At 34.6% G+C, this 19,149-nt stretch carries 17 protein-coding genes; all 17 read left to right on the forward strand.

The window, feature by feature from the left end; genetic code table 11:
- The 17 genes from holB (at position 1) to OL233_RS00340 (ending at position 19,058) form a co-directional block, all read left to right on the forward strand.
- Entirely contained in the window at positions 1 to 945 is a 945-nt protein-coding gene (holB, locus tag OL233_RS00260; RefSeq protein ID WP_275470380.1) for a DNA polymerase III subunit delta', read from the forward strand.
- Between the two features lie 14 nt (positions 946 to 959).
- On the forward strand, positions 960 to 1,817 hold the full coding sequence (locus OL233_RS00265) for a PSP1 domain-containing protein (protein ID WP_275470381.1): 858 nt from the start codon (positions 960 to 962) through the stop codon (positions 1,815 to 1,817).
- Positions 1,810 to 2,151 carry a DNA replication initiation control protein YabA gene (locus OL233_RS00270; RefSeq protein ID WP_126831099.1) on the forward strand — a complete coding sequence of 114 codons (342 nt, stop codon included), beginning with the start codon at positions 1,810 to 1,812 and terminating at the stop codon, positions 2,149 to 2,151. The genes OL233_RS00265 and OL233_RS00270 overlap by 8 nt, the downstream gene beginning before the upstream one ends.
- A 69-nt stretch (positions 2,152 to 2,220) precedes the next feature.
- Entirely contained in the window at positions 2,221 to 3,105 is an 885-nt protein-coding gene (rsmI, locus tag OL233_RS00275; RefSeq protein WP_275470818.1) for a 16S rRNA (cytidine(1402)-2'-O)-methyltransferase, read from the forward strand.
- Positions 3,106 to 3,295: 190 nt separating this feature from the next.
- Positions 3,296 to 4,729 (forward strand): APC family permease, encoded by a 1,434-nt coding sequence (locus OL233_RS00280; RefSeq protein ID WP_275470382.1) that lies wholly within the window; start codon positions 3,296 to 3,298, stop codon positions 4,727 to 4,729.
- 228 nt (positions 4,730 to 4,957) lie between these two features.
- Positions 4,958 to 5,659, forward strand: coding sequence for a GntR family transcriptional regulator (locus OL233_RS00285; RefSeq protein ID WP_275470383.1), 702 nt, complete (start codon positions 4,958 to 4,960; stop codon positions 5,657 to 5,659).
- 118 nt (positions 5,660 to 5,777) lie between these two features.
- Entirely contained in the window at positions 5,778 to 7,070 is a 1,293-nt protein-coding gene (locus tag OL233_RS00290) for a PTS sugar transporter subunit IIC (RefSeq protein ID WP_275470384.1), read from the forward strand.
- A gap of 21 nt (positions 7,071 to 7,091) precedes the next feature.
- Positions 7,092 to 8,189: a DUF871 domain-containing protein gene (locus tag OL233_RS00295; protein ID WP_275470385.1), complete on the forward strand. Its 1,098-nt coding sequence runs from the start codon at positions 7,092 to 7,094 to the stop codon at positions 8,187 to 8,189.
- A 1-nt stretch (position 8,190) separates the two neighbouring features.
- A complete protein-coding gene (locus tag OL233_RS00300) occupies positions 8,191 to 9,297 on the forward strand; it encodes an amidohydrolase/deacetylase family metallohydrolase (protein ID WP_275470386.1) in 1,107 nt (368 codons plus the stop codon).
- Positions 9,287 to 10,384, forward strand: a complete 1,098-nt coding sequence (locus OL233_RS00305) for a DgaE family pyridoxal phosphate-dependent ammonia lyase (RefSeq protein WP_275470387.1) — start codon at positions 9,287 to 9,289, stop codon at positions 10,382 to 10,384. The genes OL233_RS00300 and OL233_RS00305 overlap by 11 nt, the downstream gene beginning before the upstream one ends.
- Before the next feature lie 18 nt (positions 10,385 to 10,402).
- Positions 10,403 to 11,143, forward strand: coding sequence for a 2-dehydro-3-deoxy-phosphogluconate aldolase (gene dagF / locus OL233_RS00310; RefSeq protein WP_275470388.1), 741 nt, complete (start codon positions 10,403 to 10,405; stop codon positions 11,141 to 11,143).
- 15 nt (positions 11,144 to 11,158) lie between these two features.
- Positions 11,159 to 12,175 (forward strand): sugar kinase, encoded by a 1,017-nt coding sequence (locus OL233_RS00315; RefSeq protein ID WP_275470389.1) that lies wholly within the window; start codon positions 11,159 to 11,161, stop codon positions 12,173 to 12,175.
- A gap of 198 nt (positions 12,176 to 12,373) precedes the next feature.
- Positions 12,374 to 13,804: an APC family permease gene (locus tag OL233_RS00320; protein WP_275470390.1), complete on the forward strand. Its 1,431-nt coding sequence runs from the start codon at positions 12,374 to 12,376 to the stop codon at positions 13,802 to 13,804.
- 126 nt (positions 13,805 to 13,930) lie between these two features.
- Positions 13,931 to 14,617 carry a TetR/AcrR family transcriptional regulator gene (locus tag OL233_RS00325; protein ID WP_275470391.1) on the forward strand — a complete coding sequence of 229 codons (687 nt, stop codon included), beginning with the start codon at positions 13,931 to 13,933 and terminating at the stop codon, positions 14,615 to 14,617.
- A complete protein-coding gene (locus OL233_RS00330; protein ID WP_275470392.1) occupies positions 14,611 to 16,338 on the forward strand; it encodes an ABC transporter ATP-binding protein in 1,728 nt (575 codons plus the stop codon). Before OL233_RS00325 ends, OL233_RS00330 begins: the two co-directional genes overlap by 7 nt.
- On the forward strand, positions 16,335 to 18,185 hold the full coding sequence (locus OL233_RS00335; protein ID WP_275470393.1) for an ABC transporter ATP-binding protein: 1,851 nt from the start codon (positions 16,335 to 16,337) through the stop codon (positions 18,183 to 18,185). Before OL233_RS00330 ends, OL233_RS00335 begins: the two co-directional genes overlap by 4 nt.
- Positions 18,186 to 18,302: 117 nt before the next feature.
- Positions 18,303 to 19,058 carry a CppA C-terminal domain-containing protein gene (locus OL233_RS00340; protein WP_275470394.1) on the forward strand — a complete coding sequence of 252 codons (756 nt, stop codon included), beginning with the start codon at positions 18,303 to 18,305 and terminating at the stop codon, positions 19,056 to 19,058.
- Positions 19,059 to 19,149 lie beyond the last annotated feature (91 nt).

Below are 19,149 nucleotides of genomic sequence, written 5' to 3' on the forward strand. Positions count from 1 at the left end.
ATGTTGATACAAAAAAAACAACCTATCGTATGTGAACAACTACAAGCTAGTATAGAAGCGAACCGTTTAACCCATGCTTATTTATTTGAAGGATCAGAGGGTACAGGAAAAAGAGAATTAGTAGAATGGTTTAGTCAAGGAATTTTCTGTTTATCGGATGATAAGAAACCATGTGGGGAATGTATAAACTGTACCCGAATTTTGGCGGGAGATCATCCAGATGTGATTACGATTATACCCGATGGCCAAACAATAAAAGTGGATCAAATTCGTGATATAAAAGCGACATTTACAAAAAGTGGTATGGAAGGTCAAAAAAAAATAGTAGTCATTACTGAAGCTGAAAAAATGTCCGTAAGTGCGGCAAACAGCTTATTAAAATTTATTGAAGAACCTGACGGTCAAATTGTTATTATGTTCATTACAACGTCGAAAGCTAGGATACTCCCTACTATTCAGTCGAGATGTCAAATTTTTCACTTAATGCCGCTATCAAAAGAATTGTTAGTTGAAACGTTGAAAGCAGAAGGAATTTCATCTCAAGATGCTGAGTTTTTAGCGAGAATGACGAATAGTCAATCTAAAGCTATTGAATTTTATCAAAATGAATGGTTTAATGAAGCTAAAGTAACTGTTTCTAAATGGGTAGATTATATATTAGCAGATAATTTATTTGCTATGGTCTATGTACAGCAATATATCGTGAAAGTTTTTAAAGAGAAAGATCAGCAGGCCTTATTATTTGAAATGCTCATTATTTTTTTCAGAGAAGAACTAACTCGAAAAATTACAGGTACACAACCTACATCAAGGAATAGTCGCTGGTCACAAAAAAAATTACTTGTAGGATTGGAAACAATTCTAACAAGCCGTCAAAAAATTGAAGCAAATGTATCTTTCCAAAATGTTTGCGAACAATTAGCCATTAAATTAATAGATGGATAGATAAGGGGGATTTGATGGTAGAAGTTGTAGGTGTTCGCTTTAGAACATCCGGTCATATTTATTATTTTACACCTCGTAAAAATGAGGTCTACACATATAATCAAAAAGTACTTGTTGAAACGCAACAAAGTAAGCAACTTGGTATGGTTGCTATTCCAACAAAAATGGTCGAAGAATCAGATGTTCCTGATGAATTAAAGCCAATTATTAGAATTGGAACACCAGAAGACGTCGCTAAAGAAGAAAAAAATCAAAAAGATGCGCAAGCTGCTTTTTCAGTAGCTAAAAAGAAAATATCAGAACATGAGTTAGAAATGAAACTTATTCATGTTGAGTATGCTTTCGATCGTTCTAAAATGATTTTTCAATTTACAGCAGACGGTCGTATTGATTTTAGGAATCTAGTAAAAGATTTGGCAGCTATATTCAAAACTAGAATAGAGTTACGACAAATTGGCATCAGAGATGAAGCTAAGTTACTAGGTGGTATTGGACCGTGTGGCAGACAGTTGTGCTGTTCAACTTTTCTAGGAGATTTTATCCCAGTTTCAATCAAAATGGCAAAAGATCAAAACTTGTCTCTAAACCAAACAAAGATTTCAGGGCTATGTGGTCGTTTAATGTGTTGTTTGAAATACGAAAATGACACATACGAAGAAGCAAAGCGTGAATTACCAGATTATGGTAAAGAGTTAGACACGCCAGAAGGCTTGGGGAAAGTAGTCGGCTTGAACTTATTAGACCGTGTCGTTAAAGTGAGACTTTTTGGTAAAGATATGACATTGGACTATGATTATGATGAAATTAAAGCGTATAAAAAGAAAAAAATGAGTGAACGTGACACTGATAAAAAGGAAGAGTCTGATGGATAAAAAAACATTGTGCGATGAGTTCGGCAATATTGAAACGGACTTAACAAGCATTATAAAGCGTTTAAGTGATATGCAACAAGCCGTTAACACATTAGCAGAACAGAACGTTAATCTAGAAATAGAAAATCGTCATTTACGAGAGCGTTTGATGGAATTAGAAGCAGCTACTGCTGAACAAGATGAAGAGAAGCAGGGCTTATCTAAATCTCGCTTAAATCTTGAAAAAATATATGAAGAAGGCTTTCATGTTTGTAATATTTGTTACGGAACACGCCGAGAAAATGATGAAGAATGTGCCTTTTGTTTAGATGTCATTTATGGTGAGCGTCGTTAAAACTGGTTGGCTTAGCCTGCCAGTTTTTTCTTATAGATAAAAAATGCATAGAAGATGGAGAATATAATGCTGAGTAAACAAAAAAGTTTTGATAAATTAGGTCCAATAGGCAAATTGTATTTAGTCCCTACACCAATTGGTAATTTACAAGATATGACATTTCGTGCTGTTGCACAATTATCAGAAGCTGATGTTATTGCTAGTGAGGATACAAGAAATACTCAAAAGTTACTAAACCATTTTGAAATAACAACCCCACAAATTAGTTTTCACGATCATAATTACCGAGAGCGTATTCCTGAGTTAATCAGAAGAATGGAAGCAGGAGAAGTGATAGCGCAAGTAAGTGATGCGGGTATGCCGTCAATAAGTGATCCGGGTCATGAACTTGTGGTAGCTTGTGCAGAACAAGGTATTCCTGTTATTGCCTTGCCTGGTGCTACAGCAGGTGTGACTGCATTAGTAGCTTCAGGTCTTCCTGCTGATCGTTTTACTTTTTATGGATTTTTACCTCGAAAGAAAAATGAGCAAGTTGCAGCGTTAGAAAAGTTAGCTTACAAAAAAGAGACATTAATTTTTTATGAATCACCTTACCGAGTTAAAGCAACGTTTGCAAATATAGCGACGGTTTTTGGTGGTAACAGACAAGTTGTGTTATGTCGAGAGCTTACAAAATTACATGAAGAGTATTTAAGAGGGACAGCGGAAGAATTAGCTGATTATCTTAAAGAAAATGATATTAAAGGTGAATGTTGTATTTTAGTAGAAGGCACCAGTGAAGAGGAGCAACAGACTGCTGAAATAGAGTGGACGGCTTTTAGTGTTGTCGAACATGTTGATAGTTTAGTTGAAGAAGAAGGGCTAACATCAAAAGAGGCAATAAAAAAAGTTTCTAAATTAAGAGGCTTAAAAAAGCAAGAAGTGTATGCAGCGTATCATCAAAATAATAGCTAGTGTTATTTAAATATATATCTAACAAAAAAGTAGATTAACAATTAAATGTTGATCTGCTTTTTTTGTTATTAATTCTTTTCACAAAGTTTTATTCTGAAAAAACGCTAAAAAACAACATTGCAAACGCTATTTTAATCAGTCAACCTATACAATTAAAGAGTATTATAAAATGAATTAAGGGAGATTAGTGATGAACGAAAAGCAGTTACGTTGGTATAATATCGCACTTATGGCATTTGTTTCGGTTTGGGGGCTTGGTAACGTTGTAAACAATTACGCGTTACAAGGTCTGACAGTTGTAACGTCCTGGATTTTAATCATGATTTTTTACTTTGTTCCATATACGTTAAGTGTAGGTCAATTGGGGTCTACATTCAAAGAGGCTTCTGGTGGAGTATCGTCTTGGATACACGCGACCTCAACGAAACGTTTGGCGTATTATGCAGCTTGGACTTATTGGGTTGTGCACATTCCTTATCTCGCTCAAAAACCACAAGGTATTTTATTAGCACTGAGTTGGTTGATTCAAGGTAATGGAGATTTTGTTAACACTGTCGATTCAAAAATCGTTTCTGCCATATGTCTAGTTATCTTTTTACTATTTTTATGGATTTCTTCTAAAGGGTTAACCACTCTTAAAATGATCGGAAATATGGCCGGAACAGCAATGTTTATTATGTCGATATTATTTATTATTTTAGCAGTATCTGCGCCTGCATTAAGAGGATCGGTTAGTGAAACTGCTAATATGACTCATATTTCTACTTATATTCCAAAAATAAATGTTTCGTATTTAACGACAATTTCAATGTTAGTTTTCGCTGTAGGGGGTTGTGAAAAGATATCTCCCTATGTCAATAGTACTAAAAATGCTTCAAGGGAGTTCCCAAAGGGGATGCTTATTCTAGCAATAATGGTTGCAGTTTGCGCGTTACTAGGATCGATTGCTATGGGAATGCTATTTGATGCTAATAATATTCCTGACGATTTGATGGTTAATGGTTCTTATCAAGCTTTTGCAAAGTTAGGTGACTACTATGGTGTTGGTCGTTTCTTCGTGATACTGTATTCTGTAGCCAATTCAATGGCTCAAGTTTCAGCTCTGGCTTTTTCAATTGATGCTCCACTTAAAATATTACTTTCTGATGCAGATGATGATTTTATTCCTAAGAAATTATCTAAACTTAATAAAAGTGGAACACCTGTTAATGGGTATCTTTTTACAGGGTTACTTGTTTCAATTTTAATTGTTGTTCCTTCTCTTGGAATAGGTAATATGACAGAACTTATAAAATGGATGACAAGCTTAAATGCAATCGTTATGCCAATGCGTTATTTATGGGTATTCTTAGCGTATATGTGGATAAATCAACAACATAAGAAATTTACTTCTGATTATAAATTTGTTAAAAATCCAGTCATTGGTTATATTATTGGGTTATGGTGTTTCGTTTTTACAGCGTTTGCTTGTGTACTAGGAATGTTACCAAAGGTCGAGTATGCAGCAGATCATGGTCAATATATCTTCCAACTAGCTATGAATGTCTTAACACCTATAGTATTAATTGCATTAGGAATGATTATGCCGGCGATTGCACGTAAGGAAAAGAAACGTATAATTTAAAAATGAGAAAATAATGTGTAAATACTTAAATAAAAAAAATCCAAGATGTTATATAAAAAGAATAACATTTTGCTTTTTTAAAACAGTCTAAAAAAGTTTGTGTTATTTATTAAAAAAAATATTTAGATTTAAAAGTAAAAAGAGAGCTAAAAGCTCTTTTTTTTTGTATAATGAAGGTGAGTAGTCCTACGATACAAGTTGGGAGAAGAAAAGGAAGGTAGTTGTTAAATGAAAAGAAAGAGTGTTCTTTATTTAGATATTGCCGATACGATAAAAAATGACATTCAAAATAATGTCTATCCGGTAGGGTCAATGTTACCCACAGAGACTGATTTTGAAGCTTTATTCGGTGTAAGTAAGATTACAATTAGAAAAGCGATAGAAGTATTAGCTAATCAAGGATACGTTGAAAAGAAAAGTGGTAAGGGAACAACGGTTATTAGTAATCGTTTATTTAATAAGTTGTCTAAAGGTGATTCTTTTTCAACCATTTTAGAAAAAAAAGGTCAAAATATAACTAAAGAAATAGTATCTATCACACAAGAGAATTTAGAGAGCGATCATCCTTATTTCAAATGTTTTGGATCGACAGTAACAAAAATTTCAAGGTTGTATAAATTAGATAGAGAACCCTATATTATTTTTAATCATTATATTGATGGTAGTCTTTATAAAGAGGTATCAGATAAGTTGGATGTTGCTTCTCTGTATCATTTGCTAGCAAGTAAAAATTTCATTGTCAGCCACTTTAAAGACCAGTTCTCTACTAGTATTTTAGGAGCGGAAGAACAAGAAATATTAAAAACAAATGAAACGCATGTTCTAAAACGTGTGAGAAGAACATTTGACCAAAATGATGAGGTTATTGAAGTATCGGTAGCTCTTTATAATACTGAAAAATATCCGTATGAAATAGATTTTGAGATATAAAGAAAGTAGTCTAGAAAATTTCTAGACTACTTTTTTTATTTTAAAAACGATTGCATTATAACGTTATAATGTTATAATTAACTCAATCGCGATTAATAAACTATGTTTGGAGAAAAAAATGAATAAATTAGTAGAGTTTTTAGAAGCGAAGGTTATGCCTGTTGCTAATAAAGTAGGATCGCAACGACACATGACTGCCATTAGAAAAGGTTTGATAGCAACAATGCCATTAATTATTGTAGGATCTTTTTTTACAATCTTGTTGAATATTCCAATTGAATCAGTTGCTGCAATTATTGAACCTTATAAACCAATGTTGGATATTCCTTTTAGATACACAGTAGGAATCATGTCTCTCTATGCCACTTTTGGTATCGCTACAAACTTAGCAAGAAGCTATAATTTAGATGAAATGTCTAGTGGGTTGCTTGCTTTGCTTGCCTTTCTTATTTCAACAGTCAAGCCAATACATGTAGTAGAGGGAGTTCCAGATGTTGTAGATACTGGACGTTATTTAAATCTAGCAAATCTTAGCTCTTCTTCATTATTTGGTGCGATGGTGTCGGCTATAGTAGCTGTAGAAATTTTTAACTTTATGAAGAAAAAGAATATTACAATTAAAATGCCAGAAGGTGTACCGCCAGAGGTTTCAAACTCGTTTATTGCGCTGCTACCAGCATTAGTTATTATTTTATTTTTCTGGTTTATTCGTTACATTTTAAACTTTGATATTAGTACATTTTTAAGCACACTATTAATGCCATTAAAAGATGTATTAGCTGGAAATAGTTTATTAGGTGGTCTGTTAACTGTTTTCTTAATTACGTTCTTTTGGGTTTTAGGAATTCACGGGCCTGCTATAATGGGGCCAGTTATTCGTCCATTTTGGGATATTTCAATTGCTGAAAACATTGATGCGTTTAATGCGGGGGCCAACGCTCATCAAATGCCAAATATCTTTACGGAACAGTTTTTACAATGGTTCATTTGGATTGGTGGAGCCGGAACAACCTTAGCGTTAGTTACTCTAATGATGATTTCAAAATCTAAATATCTAAAAAGTTTAGGAAAACTTTCATTCCTACCAGGTTTATTTAATATCAATGAGCCAGTTATTTTTGGAGCTCCGATTGTAATGAATCCAATCTTAGGAATCCCATTTATTTTAGCACCACTTGTAACAACAACACTTTCATATTTCTTAACAGTAACAGATGTAGTGCCAATGATGGTTGCTAGACTACCATTTGCTATCCCATCGCCAATAGCGGCATGGATGAGTACTAACTGGAGTATACCAGCGGCTATTTTAGTTATTGTAAATTACTTTATAGCGTTAGCAATCTATTATCCATTCTTCAAAGTATTTGAAAAACAACAATTGGAAAAAGAAGCATTAGAACAAAAATAACCAAAGATAGAGGGAAGTATAATGAATAGAAGACTAGGAGTTTCAATTTACCCAGATCACAGTGAGTTTACAGAGGACAAAGAGTATCTAACACGTGCGTCTAAATTAGGTTTTTCAAGACTGTTTATAAGCATGCTTGAAGTGACTGAAGGGAAAGACAAGGTGAAAGAAAAGTTTCAAAAAATAATAACTGTTGCTAAGGAATTGAGCTACGAAGTTATTCTAGACATTGCGCCTGTTATTTTTGAAGATTTAGGTATTTCATATGATGATTTAACTTTTTTTGCTGAATTAGGAGCGGATGGTATCAGACTTGATATGGGATTTGATGGAAATAAAGAAGCGATGTTGACTTATAACCCTTATGGTTTAAAAATTGAATTAAATATGAGTAATGATGTTGCTTATCTAGATAATATTTTAACGTATCAAGCGAATAAACCGTTCCTATACGGCTGTCATAATTTTTATCCACAAGAAGGAAGTGCTCTTCCTTATGATTTCTTTGTAAAATGCAGTGAGCGTTTTAAAAAACAAGGAATAAGAACAGCAGCGTTTGTAACGTCTCAGAGTGGAAAAATGGGACCATGGGATATTAATGATGGTTTACCAACATTAGAATCTCATCGTCATTTACCTATACATGTTCAAACAAAGCAATTGTTTGCGACAGGCTTAATTGACGATGTTGTGATTGGAAATGCGTATGCTTCAGATGAAGAGTTGGCAGAGATGGCAAATGTAGACCGATATCAACTTAGTTTGACAGTTGAGTTTGTGGCACAAGCGAACGATGTTGAAAAACAAATTGTTTTAGCAGAACAGCATTTTAGACGTGGTGATATTACGTCACAAATGGTTCGTTCTACGGAAGTTAGGAAAAAATACAAACATGAAACAAATCTAGCACACAATAATGAGGTAGAATTTCAACGTGGAGATGTTTTAATCGGAAATGATAATTTTGGTAAGTATAAAAATGAATTACAAATCTGTTTAGAAGCACATTCAGATACACGTAAAAATAAAGTGGGACAAGTAAATGAAAAGGAATTAGTATTATTGGATTATTTACTACCATGGACAAAATTCAAATTTACAACGGAAGGAAGTGACTAGAATGTTTGATTTGATCATAAAAAATGCTAAAACAGTCACAGGCGATAGCTTAGAGATAGGTGTTACTGATGGCAAAATTACTGTAATCTCAGAAAAGTTATATGAAGAGGGACGTGATGTTTTAACATTAAAAGATAGTCAGTTTCTTTCTGCTGGTTGGATTGATAGTCATGTCCACTGTTATGAAAAGATGTCGCTTTATTATGATTTTCCTGATGAGATTGGTATAAAAAAGGGTGTGACCACAGTTATTGATGCTGGCTCAACTGGTGCAGACAATATCGGAGACTTTCATGCGCATGCTATAAAGGCGAAGACTGACGTTTTAGCTCTGATTAATATTTCTAAAACGGGTATTGTGAAACAAGATGAATTAGCTGATATGGAAAGACTAAGTGAAGAATCGATTAAAAATGCCATAAATAAATATCCTGATTTTATTATCGGGCTTAAGGCACGGATGAGTGCTTCAGTAATTGGTGAGAATGGCTTAGAGCCTCTAATCTGGGCAAAGCGTATTCAAAAAGCAACCGGTGACTTACCTCTGATGGTTCATATAGGTTCGGCTCCTCCAGAGTTATCTGATATTTTAAAAGAACTTGAGGCAGGGGATATTGTGACACATTGCTTCAATGGTAAAGAAAATGGTATTTTGGCTTCTGACGATTCTATTAAATCGTTTGTATTTGATGCTTATGAAAAAGGTATTATTTTTGACATTGGCCACGGGACAGATAGTTTTAATTTCCACGTAGCTGAGATTGCTTTTAAGGAAAAATTAAAAGCGGCAACGATTAGTACAGATATTTACCATCGTAATCGTGAAGATGGTCCTGTCCATGATTTAGCAACGACATTAGAAAAATTGCTGGAAGTGGGGTATAATTTACCCGAGTTAATTGAAAAAATTACGGTTAAACCCGCAGAGTATTTTGATTTAACAGGTAAAGGTCGTCTAGAAGTTGGTGCAGATGCTGACTTTACAGTCTTTTCTTTAAATGAAGAAAGGAAGACATTAACCGATTCTAATGGCAATACACGACAAGTAAAAAAACAAATTATACCCGAGTTGGCGATTGTAGGAGGCGAGATATACAATGCAAAGTAGTCATGAAAAATATCAATTAAAAGAAGTAATTAATGCGTCAGGAAAAATGACAATTTTAGGTGTATCAAAAGTGTCAAAAAATGTTCAAAATGCCCAAATCGAAGGCGGCAATAATTTTTATGAAATGTCTGAATTAATGAGCCAAACAGGACGGTATATTGCCAAATTAGTTGGCTCAGAAGGTGCACAGGTTGTCTCAAGTGCTTCAGCAGGTATTGCTCAATCAGTAGCAGCTGTCATTGGAAAAGGGTCACGTTATCACTTATATCATCCTTATGAAGATAGAGGCGAAGCGCGTGAGATTATCATTCCTAAAGGTCATAATGTTGATTACGGGACAGGGATTGACTTAATGATTGCCCAAGGCGGTGGAAAAGTTGTTGAGGCAGGCTATGCCAATCGTTGTACATCAGAAGACATAGAGATGATGATAACAGATAAAACGGCAGCTATCTTGTATGTAAAGAGTCATCATACTGTTCAAAAAAGTATGCTAGCCATTCAAGAAGCGATTGAAGTCGCACATCGTCATAACCTACCGTTGATTTTAGATGCAGCAGCGGAGGAAGAGTTAAGTTATTATGTTGAACTTGGCGCAGACTTAATTATTTTTAGTGGTGCTAAAGCGATTGAAGGACCAAGTTCAGGCCTTGTAGTGGGGAAACAGCCGTATATGGAATGGGTTAGCCTACAGTCATTAGGCATGGCGCGTTCAATGAAGATTGGAAAAGAAAATGTGCTTGGCTTTACTCAAGCGATTGAAGATTATTTAGCAAACGGTAGTGAAGATGGCGAGTCAATGAAACATCGTTTAATTCCGTTTTTAGAAGACTTAAATACAGTACCAGGTATTACAGCAACCTGTGTACAAGATGGAGCAGGTAGAGAAATTTACCGTGCCGAAGTAAAAGTGGCAGAAAATCTTAATGCTAAAGAAATAATCGGTGACTTAAAAGCAGAAAGTCCGGCGGTATACACCCGTGAATACCGAGCAAATAATGGGATTATTGAATTTGACATCAGAGCAGTATCAAAAAATGAGATGAACAAAATTGTTGACCGTTTACGTGAAATTGTCGCGAAATAAAGAAAGAAGGAACTAATAATGAAAAAAATACCAAATTATTATCAAGATAGAGTGTGTTTAAATGTACTCGCTAATTCAATTGAAAATGCTAAAGCGTGTTATGAAGCGGCAGAAGGTCATGTGGTATTAGGTGTTTTATCTAAAAATTATGCAACAGATGACTTGGCGATTGAGGATATGAAAAAATATCAAGCTGCAACAGGTAATGCGTTATCAGTTGGACTTGGTGCAGGGGACCCTAATCAAAGTCAAATGGTGACACGTTTATCAGAAGTCCTGCAGCCACAACATGTTAATCAAGTATTTACTGGTGCAGGTGCATCACGTACTGCCTTAAAACAAGATGAAACAGTAGTAAATGCTTTAGTTTCACCAACAGGTCGTCCTGGATTTGTTAATATCGCAACAGGGCCATTAAGTAGCCAAGCACCAGTAGCTGAAATTCCTGTGGAAACAGCTATTGCGTTACTAAAAGATATGGGAGCAAGCTCAATTAAATATTTTAATATGAAAGGTTTAAAACATATTGATGAATTTAAAGTAGTAGCAGAAGCGTGTGCTACACATGATTTTTATTTAGAACCAACAGGTGGCATTGATTTACAAAATTTTGAAGCTATTCTAAAAATCGCTTTAGATGCTGGCGTAAAAAAAGTTATTCCTCATGTTTACAGTTCAATTATTGACAGTGAAACTGGCGATACAAGACCTGAAGATGTTGTGACGTTATTAACCATTGTAAAAAAATTAGTCGGATAATTGAAGGGAAACATTATGACTGAAAATAAAAAGAAAATTCTAGCTTTTGGAGAAGTTATGTTGCGTGTTGCCATGGCACAAAATCGTACAATTGAACAAACGAATGAAGCGCGGTTGAATTTTACGGGGACAGGTCTAAATGTTTTGAGCGGTCTAGCTCATTTTGGATACGAAACAGCATTACTTACACAATTACCTGATAACCGTGTAGGGGATGCGGCTAAAGCTGATGTTCGTAGATTAGGTGTATCAGATCGTTTTATTAAACAAGGCGGCAATCATATTGGGCTTTATTTTCTTGAGCAAGGTTACGGTAATCGTCCGTCAGAAGTTACTTACTTGGATAGAGCTCATAGTTCGTTTTGTTTAAGTACTTGGTCAGAAGAGGAATTACGTGATGCTATTCAATCAGTCGATTTAGTTCATATTTGTGGGATTTCATTGATTTTGACACCAGAAACGAGGAATGCTGCACTGTCATTAGCAAAAACTGCTTTCGAGATAGGGAAAGAGGTTTGTTTTGATTTTAATTACCGTCCGTCTCTAGCTTATGAATCCGATTTAAATTTGATCAGGAAAGACTACGAAGAGATGTTAGGTTATGCATCTATCGTGTTAGGTTCAAATCGTGATTTAATTGAACTATTAGAATTAGAAACAAAGTACAAGGAATCAAATTATGGGCTGATTGTTCAGAAATTCTTAGCAGATAATAAAATCAAATTATTTGCAGGAACAAATAAGAAAATTGAAACCACCACTCGATTTGTGCAAGGGTTTGTTTATACAGAGTCTGACTATGCTTTATCGCCTTTCTATCCCGTTTACACGTTAGATAGAATAGGGACGGGAGATGCTTATGCTGCTGGTATTATTGCAAAGTATTTAGAAAAGAGTTCACTTCAAGATCTTGTTAATTTTGCAACAGGGAGTTCTGTATTAGCTCATACTACTCAAGGGGATAGTCCAATATTGTCTAAACGACACATTGACCAATTCTTAGAGAATCCTAACCTAGATATCATGAGATAATACTAATAATTGTAAAAGTTAACGCACCAACAAGGTAATCGCTTACATTGTTGGTGCGTTATTTTTTTGTTTGAATTTTAGTGTTATTTATTAATTAAATTTTAATGATAATGACAGATTCCATATTGCTAATAAAAGTACAAGCGATTAAACTTAAGGAGGATTTATTAACTATAACTTTAATAAGGAGAGTAAACGATGAACGAAAAGCAATTGCGTTGGTACAATATTGCCTTAATGGCCTTCGTAGCAGTATGGGGTTTAGGTAACGTTGTAAATAACTTCGCTCAACAAGGGTTGACGGTAGTAGTATCTTGGATTTTGATCATGGCATTATATTTTGTTCCTTATGCACTAAGTGTAGGGCAACTAGGTTCGACATTTAAAGATTCAGCTGGGGGTGTTTCATCTTGGATTAAAGAAACATCAACAACTAAGTTAGCATACTATGCAGCTTGGACGTATTGGGTTGTACATATTCCGTATCTAGCTCAAAAACCTCAAGGGATTTTAGTAGCGTTAAGCTGGTTATTCAAAGGAAATGGTAACTTTGTAAATACGGTAGATGCGAAATTGGTATCACTTATTTGTTTAGTTATTTTCTTGATTTTCCTATGGATTGCTTCAAAAGGATTAACAACACTTAAAATGATTGGTAACATGGCAGGAACTGCAATGTTCGTTATGTCATTACTATTTATCTTATTAGCAGTATCAGCTCCAGCTTTAACGGGTTCAGATATTGCGACACCAAATATGGGTCAAATTTCAACTTATATTCCTAAGTTTAATTTCTCATATTTAACAACAGTTTCAATGTTAGTATTCGCAGTAGGTGGTTGTGAAAAAATCTCACCTTACGTAAATAATACTAAAAACCCATCTAAAGAGTTTCCTAAAGGGATGTTAATTTTAGCGGGTATGGTTGCAGTCTGTGCACTATTAGGTTCAGTTGCAATGGGTATGATTTTTGATGCTAATAATATTCCTGAAGATTTAATGGTTAATGGTGCTTATGAAGCATTCCAACGTTTAGGTGTGTTCTATAATGTAGGACCATTATTCGTTATTTTATATGCGATTGCTAACTCATTAGCACAAATTTCTGCATTAGCATTCTCTATTGATGCACCACTTAAGATTTTACTTTCAGATGCGGATCCTAACTATATTCCATCTAAATTATCTAAAGTAAACAAAAAAGGAACACCGGTTAATGGTTATATCTTCACTGGTATTCTGGTAACGATCTTAATCGTATTGCCTTCATTAGGTATTGGTAACATGAATGAATTATTCAAATGGTTAACAAACTTAAATTCAGTTGTAATGCCTATGCGCTACATGTGGGTATTCTTGGCCTTTATCTGGATTAATAAAAAACATACTGAATTCGAATCAGACTATAAATTTATTAAAAATCCTAAAATTGGTTATATCGTAGGTTGGTGGTTATTCTTATTCACAGCATTAGCATGTATCTTTGGTATGGTACCAAAAGTAGACTATGCGACTCACCAAACAGAGTATATTTTCCAATTGGCTTTAAATATTGCGACACCAATCGTTTTAATTGCATTAGGTATGATTATGCCTGCCATTGCACGTCGTGAGCAAGCTAAAAAATAATATTTTTAAAAGAAGTAGCTATGAGCTGCTTCTTTTTTTGTTGCAATATGACAGGTTGTCATATATAATGACGTAGTGTCATATGACAACCTGTCATATATTTTGGAGGAGAATGGAGGAAACGTAATGCCTAAGGAAACTTTTTTTAATTTACCGTCAGAAAAGCAAGAACGTTTGATGGAAGCTGCTCAAAAAGAATTTTCAAGAGTACCCTTACAAGATGCGTCAATTGCTAAAATTGTTAAGCTTGCAGGGATTTCACGTGGTAGTTTTTATCAGTATTTTGAAGATAAAGATGATTTGTACTACTATTATTTCGACACGTTACGTTTGTCTAGTAAGAGCGATTTTGAAAGTTTATTAAAGCAGTCTAATGGTAATTTATTTGAAGCAGCGGTAGTCTATTTTAATCGTTGGTTTGAAGAGGCATTGTATGGTCCAAACTCAGCTTTTTATAAAAATCTGTTTATGTATTTAGATTTTAAAGGAACAGCACGAGTTTCACCTGAAATTTCTCAAGAAGCTCATTACGCGAAACTTAAAGAACAACGTAAATCAGAACATAAAGAGAAAATCGAAACGATGATGGATATTATCGATACAAGTCAATTGAGATTTTCGAATGATAAAGAACTGATTATGCTAGTTAAATTAGTGACGGGTATGATGTTTACATCGATTAACCATGCGTATAAACAGGAAGTACGTGGTGAAAAAGTGAGTGTTAGTGACATCAAAGAAGAGTTTGCAACAAAATTGGGTTGGTTGCAATATGGTGTGTATAAAAATGAGGTAGGTGAAGATGAATGTTAAAAATAGTTAAACGTATGTCCTTAGTGTCGGTATTTGTAGCTTTGGGCTTCATGTTGGTTCAGGTAATGAGTGATTTGTATCTACCAACACTAACATCTAATATTATTGATAAGGGAGTTGCTCAAGGCGATATTCCTTATATCTGGTCTGTGGGTGGTGTTATGATAGGATTTTCTTTTATCAGTATACTAGCAGCAATTGGAAATACTTATTTTGCAACAAAAGAAGCACAAAAATTAGGAAAACAATTACGTTCTGAAATTTTCTCTAAGGTGAGCCACGCGTCTCATAATCAAATGGATAAATTTGGGACGGCATCTTTGATTACACGTACAACAAATGACGTGAATCAAATTCAGATGGTTGCTCAAATGTTTTTACGTCTGATGATTCATGCTCCGATTACATTAGTGGGGGCAAGTTTCTTGGCGTACCAAAAAAATGCTGAGTTAACGAAGGTCTTTTTAATTACGATTCCAATTTTAATTGTCTTTATCGGAATTGTGATGTACTTTGCGGTTCCTCTATTTAAGAGCATGCAAAAGAAAACAGATAGACTCAATTTAGTTTTCCGTGAAGGTTTAACGGGAGTTCGTGTTATTCGAGCTTTTAATCGTGGAGACTATGAAGCAGATCGTTTTGATGAAGCCAATCACGATTTTGTTTCAACAGCAATTAAAGTAAATACAATTATGGCTATGATGATTCCGATTGTGACAGTTATTATGAGTGGAACGACAATATTAATTGTATGGCAAGGCAGTCATTTGATTGCTGATATGAAAATGGAAGTAGGGCACATGATTGCCTTTATGACTTATGCGACAGAAATTTTAATTAGTTTCTTAACGCTATCTATGATTTTCATTATGGTTCCTCGTGCACAAGCATCAGCGGTTCGTATCAATGAAGTTCTAGATTTAGAAGATGATTTAGAACAACCGAAAACACCAACAGCGTTATCTACTACTCAAGAGAATGTATCATTAGAATTTGATCACGTGGATTATCGCTATAAAGGGGCTGAAAATCTAGCTCTTAAAGATGTTAATTTTTCACTAAAAGGTGGCGAAACGTTAGCTATTATCGGTGGAACAGGGTCTGGTAAAACAACTTTAGTTAATCTAATTCCCCGTTTCTTTGACATTGAATCTGGCGAAATTAAATTAAACGGTGTTCCAGTTAACACAGTGGATAAAGAAGAATTAGTCGATCATATTGGATTTGTTCCACAAAAAGCAATGTTATTTACAGGAACAATTAGAGAGAACTTACAGTATGGGAAAGAAAATGCGATAGATGAAGAATTGTGGCATGCATTAGAAATTGCTCAAGCTAAAACCTTTGTCTCTGAATTAGAAGAAGGCTTAGATAGTCACGTTGAACAAGGTGGAGGGAACTTCTCTGGCGGACAACGTCAACGTCTATGTATTGCTAGAGCCTTGGTCAAAGAGGCAGACGTCTTTGTATTCGATGATTCGTTCTCCGCACTTGACTTTAAAACAGATGCTAAGTTACGTGACGCACTTAAAAAAGATATTAAAGAAGAAATTGTCGTTATTGTAGCCCAACGTATTAGTACCGTTATTGACGCAGATTTAATTTTAGTAATTGATGAAGGTAAAATAGTAGGGCAAGGAACGCATGATGAGTTAAAAGAATCATGTGAAACCTACCAAGAAATTATTAGTTCTCAAATGAGAGAGGAGGAGATTGCATGAGTGGAAGACGTGGTGGACCAGGAGCAGCTTTAGGAACGAAGCCTGAAAAGGCAAAAAATTTCTGGGGAACAACGAAACGTTTACTTAGATATATGTCCAAACGTGCGTATGCGATTCTATTAGTATTTGTACTAGCAATCGCAGCAACTATCTTTCAAATTAGTACACCTAAGGTATTAGGTAAGGCAACAACCGAAATTTATAACGGAATTATGAAAGGGGTAGCTCAAGCCAAAGCAGGAACACCTCTTGAAAAGTTTCCAATTGACTTTGATAAAATCGGTCAGATTTTATTGATCGTTATTGGGATGTATGCTATCTCAGCAATCTTTAGTTTCACCCAACAATTTATCATGACACGTGTTTCACAGCGTACAGTGTACCAAATGCGTCAAGAGTTAAAGGTGAAAATGAATAAAGTACCGATTCATTATTATGATACGCATTCAAATGGAGATATTATGTCTCGTGCAATTAATGATATGGATAATATTTCGAGCACGTTGCAACAAAGTTTGACACAATTTGTGACGAGTATTGTGACAGTAGTCGGTGTCTTGGCGATGATGTTATCAATTAGCTGGCAATTAACATTAGTTGCGTTAGCAACTGTTCCGCTAAGTTTGATTGTTGTAATGGTAGTAGCGCCTAAATCCCAAAAATACTTTAGCCAACAACAAAAAAGTTTGGGACTATTAAACAATCAAACCGAAGAAACTTATGGTGGTCACAATGTTATTAAAAGTTTTAATTATGAGTCTCAAGCTATTGAAGTATTTGAAGAACAAAATGAAAAATTATATGAAGCAGGACGTAAAGCTCAATTTATTTCTGCGATGATTATGCCTTTGATGAACTTCATAAAAAATATTGGGTATGTTTTAGTTGCGGTACTTGGTGGGATCAAAGTAGCAAATGGGAACATGGATTTAGGGGATGTTCAGGCATTCTTACAATATACCAAACAATTCTCACAGCCTTTAACGCAAATTGCCAACTTGATGAATACCATTCAATCAACAATTGCTTCGGCGGAACGTGTCTTTGAAGTCTTGGATGAACAAGAAATGTCAGATGAAAAATCTGATTATCCTGTAGTTGAAACGTCTAAAAAAGTAATTTTTGATGATGTCCAGTTTGGGTACGATGAGTCAGAATTATTAATGACAGGGTTTGATTTAGAGGTAGATGAAGGCGAAATGATTGCTATCGTTGGCCCAACAGGTGCTGGTAAAACGACGCTTATTAATTTATTAGAACGTTTCTATGATGTTAGTGGTGGTTCTATTAAATTAGACGGTCAAGATGTTCGAGATATGACACGTGAAGAATTACGTGCCCGTTTCTCGATTGTCTTACAAGATAGCTGGTTATTCACCGGTTCTATTTACGATAATATTCATTACGGTAACCCTAATGCGACAGAAGAACAAGTTTATAAGGCAGCTAAAGCAGCCCATGCAGATGAGTTTGTTCGTCGCTTACCAGAAGGTTATGATACAGTATTAAATGAAGATGCAAGTAATATTTCTCAAGGTCAGCGTCAATTGATTACCATCGCACGTGCGTTCCTTGCTAATCCTGAAATTTTGATTTTAGATGAAGCGACTTCAAGTGTAGATACACGTACTGAAGTATTAATTCAACAAGCAATGAATCGTCTACTTAAAGGTAGAACAAGTTTTGTAGTAGCTCATAGATTATCTACTATTAGAGATGCAGATAATATCATTGTTATGAATCAAGGGTCTATTATGGAAACAGGAAATCATGATGTCTTAATGGCTAAAAATGGATTTTATGCAGATTTATATAATAGTCAGTTTTCTGATACAGTTGAGATGTAAAAAAGAGGGTTTCTTTTTAAAAGAGACCCTTTTTTTTTGCGTATTACTGTTAATTTTGGAAAAAAAATGATAGGATAACATTTGTTAAATATTTTCTAGAAAGGTAGCGAAAAAAACATGTTGACTGGCCGACTATTAGCTCCTGTGTTAGATGTTATTGCTCTGAAAGTTAAAGATATTGATAAGGAATTGTTTTTTTATAAAGAACTATTGAATTTAGATGTTTTAATTGAAGAGAATGGGATTGCTTACGTAGGAACTAAGGCTAATAACGACACCCTTTTCTCGTTATATGAAGATCCAGATAGCTACAAAACGACGGAAAATCGTAATGGATTACTTGACTATTCACTGTACTTCCCAACACGGGAGTCCTTTGAACAAGTTGAGACTAATTTTAGAAACGCAAATTACAAGTATGAGTATTCAAAAGTAGGCCAAGGCTTAAAGATAAATGTAGTTGACCCAGAAGGAAATCATTTATCGATTTGTTTTGAAGAGGCGCTTTATTTTGAAAATAGTGCCCCTATACTGGGAAAGATTAAGTTGGATGTTGTTGATGAAGAAAAAAGTCATGTGTTTTATCAGAAAATATTAGGTTTTTATACCCAAACTTATAAAGAAAGACGTATCTATCAGCCTAGCAAAAATAAAATTGGTGCGCTTCAATTTGAGATGCGTTCAGGACTACCAAGTGAAGACGATGTTTTGGGGCTGGATTATTTAGCATTTAAAATGCCAAACAAACAATCTATTGCACATCTTTCAAATTATTTAAAAGAAAATAATCAAGAATTTTATTTAAGTAGGGCAGGGGATTTACTTCAAATAGATGATCCAAATGGGATTCATTTGTGGTTCTATCTTAGATAAATTGATGTTATATGAACAGTTTTTTTAAAGGGGTTCAAGAAATTGCGTAAGGTTATTGTTTTATAGATGATTTTAGGTATAATTAATAGGT

Source organism: Vagococcus proximus (assembly GCF_029143285.1).
Lineage (GTDB): Bacteria > Bacillota > Bacilli > Lactobacillales > Vagococcaceae > Vagococcus_D > Vagococcus_D proximus.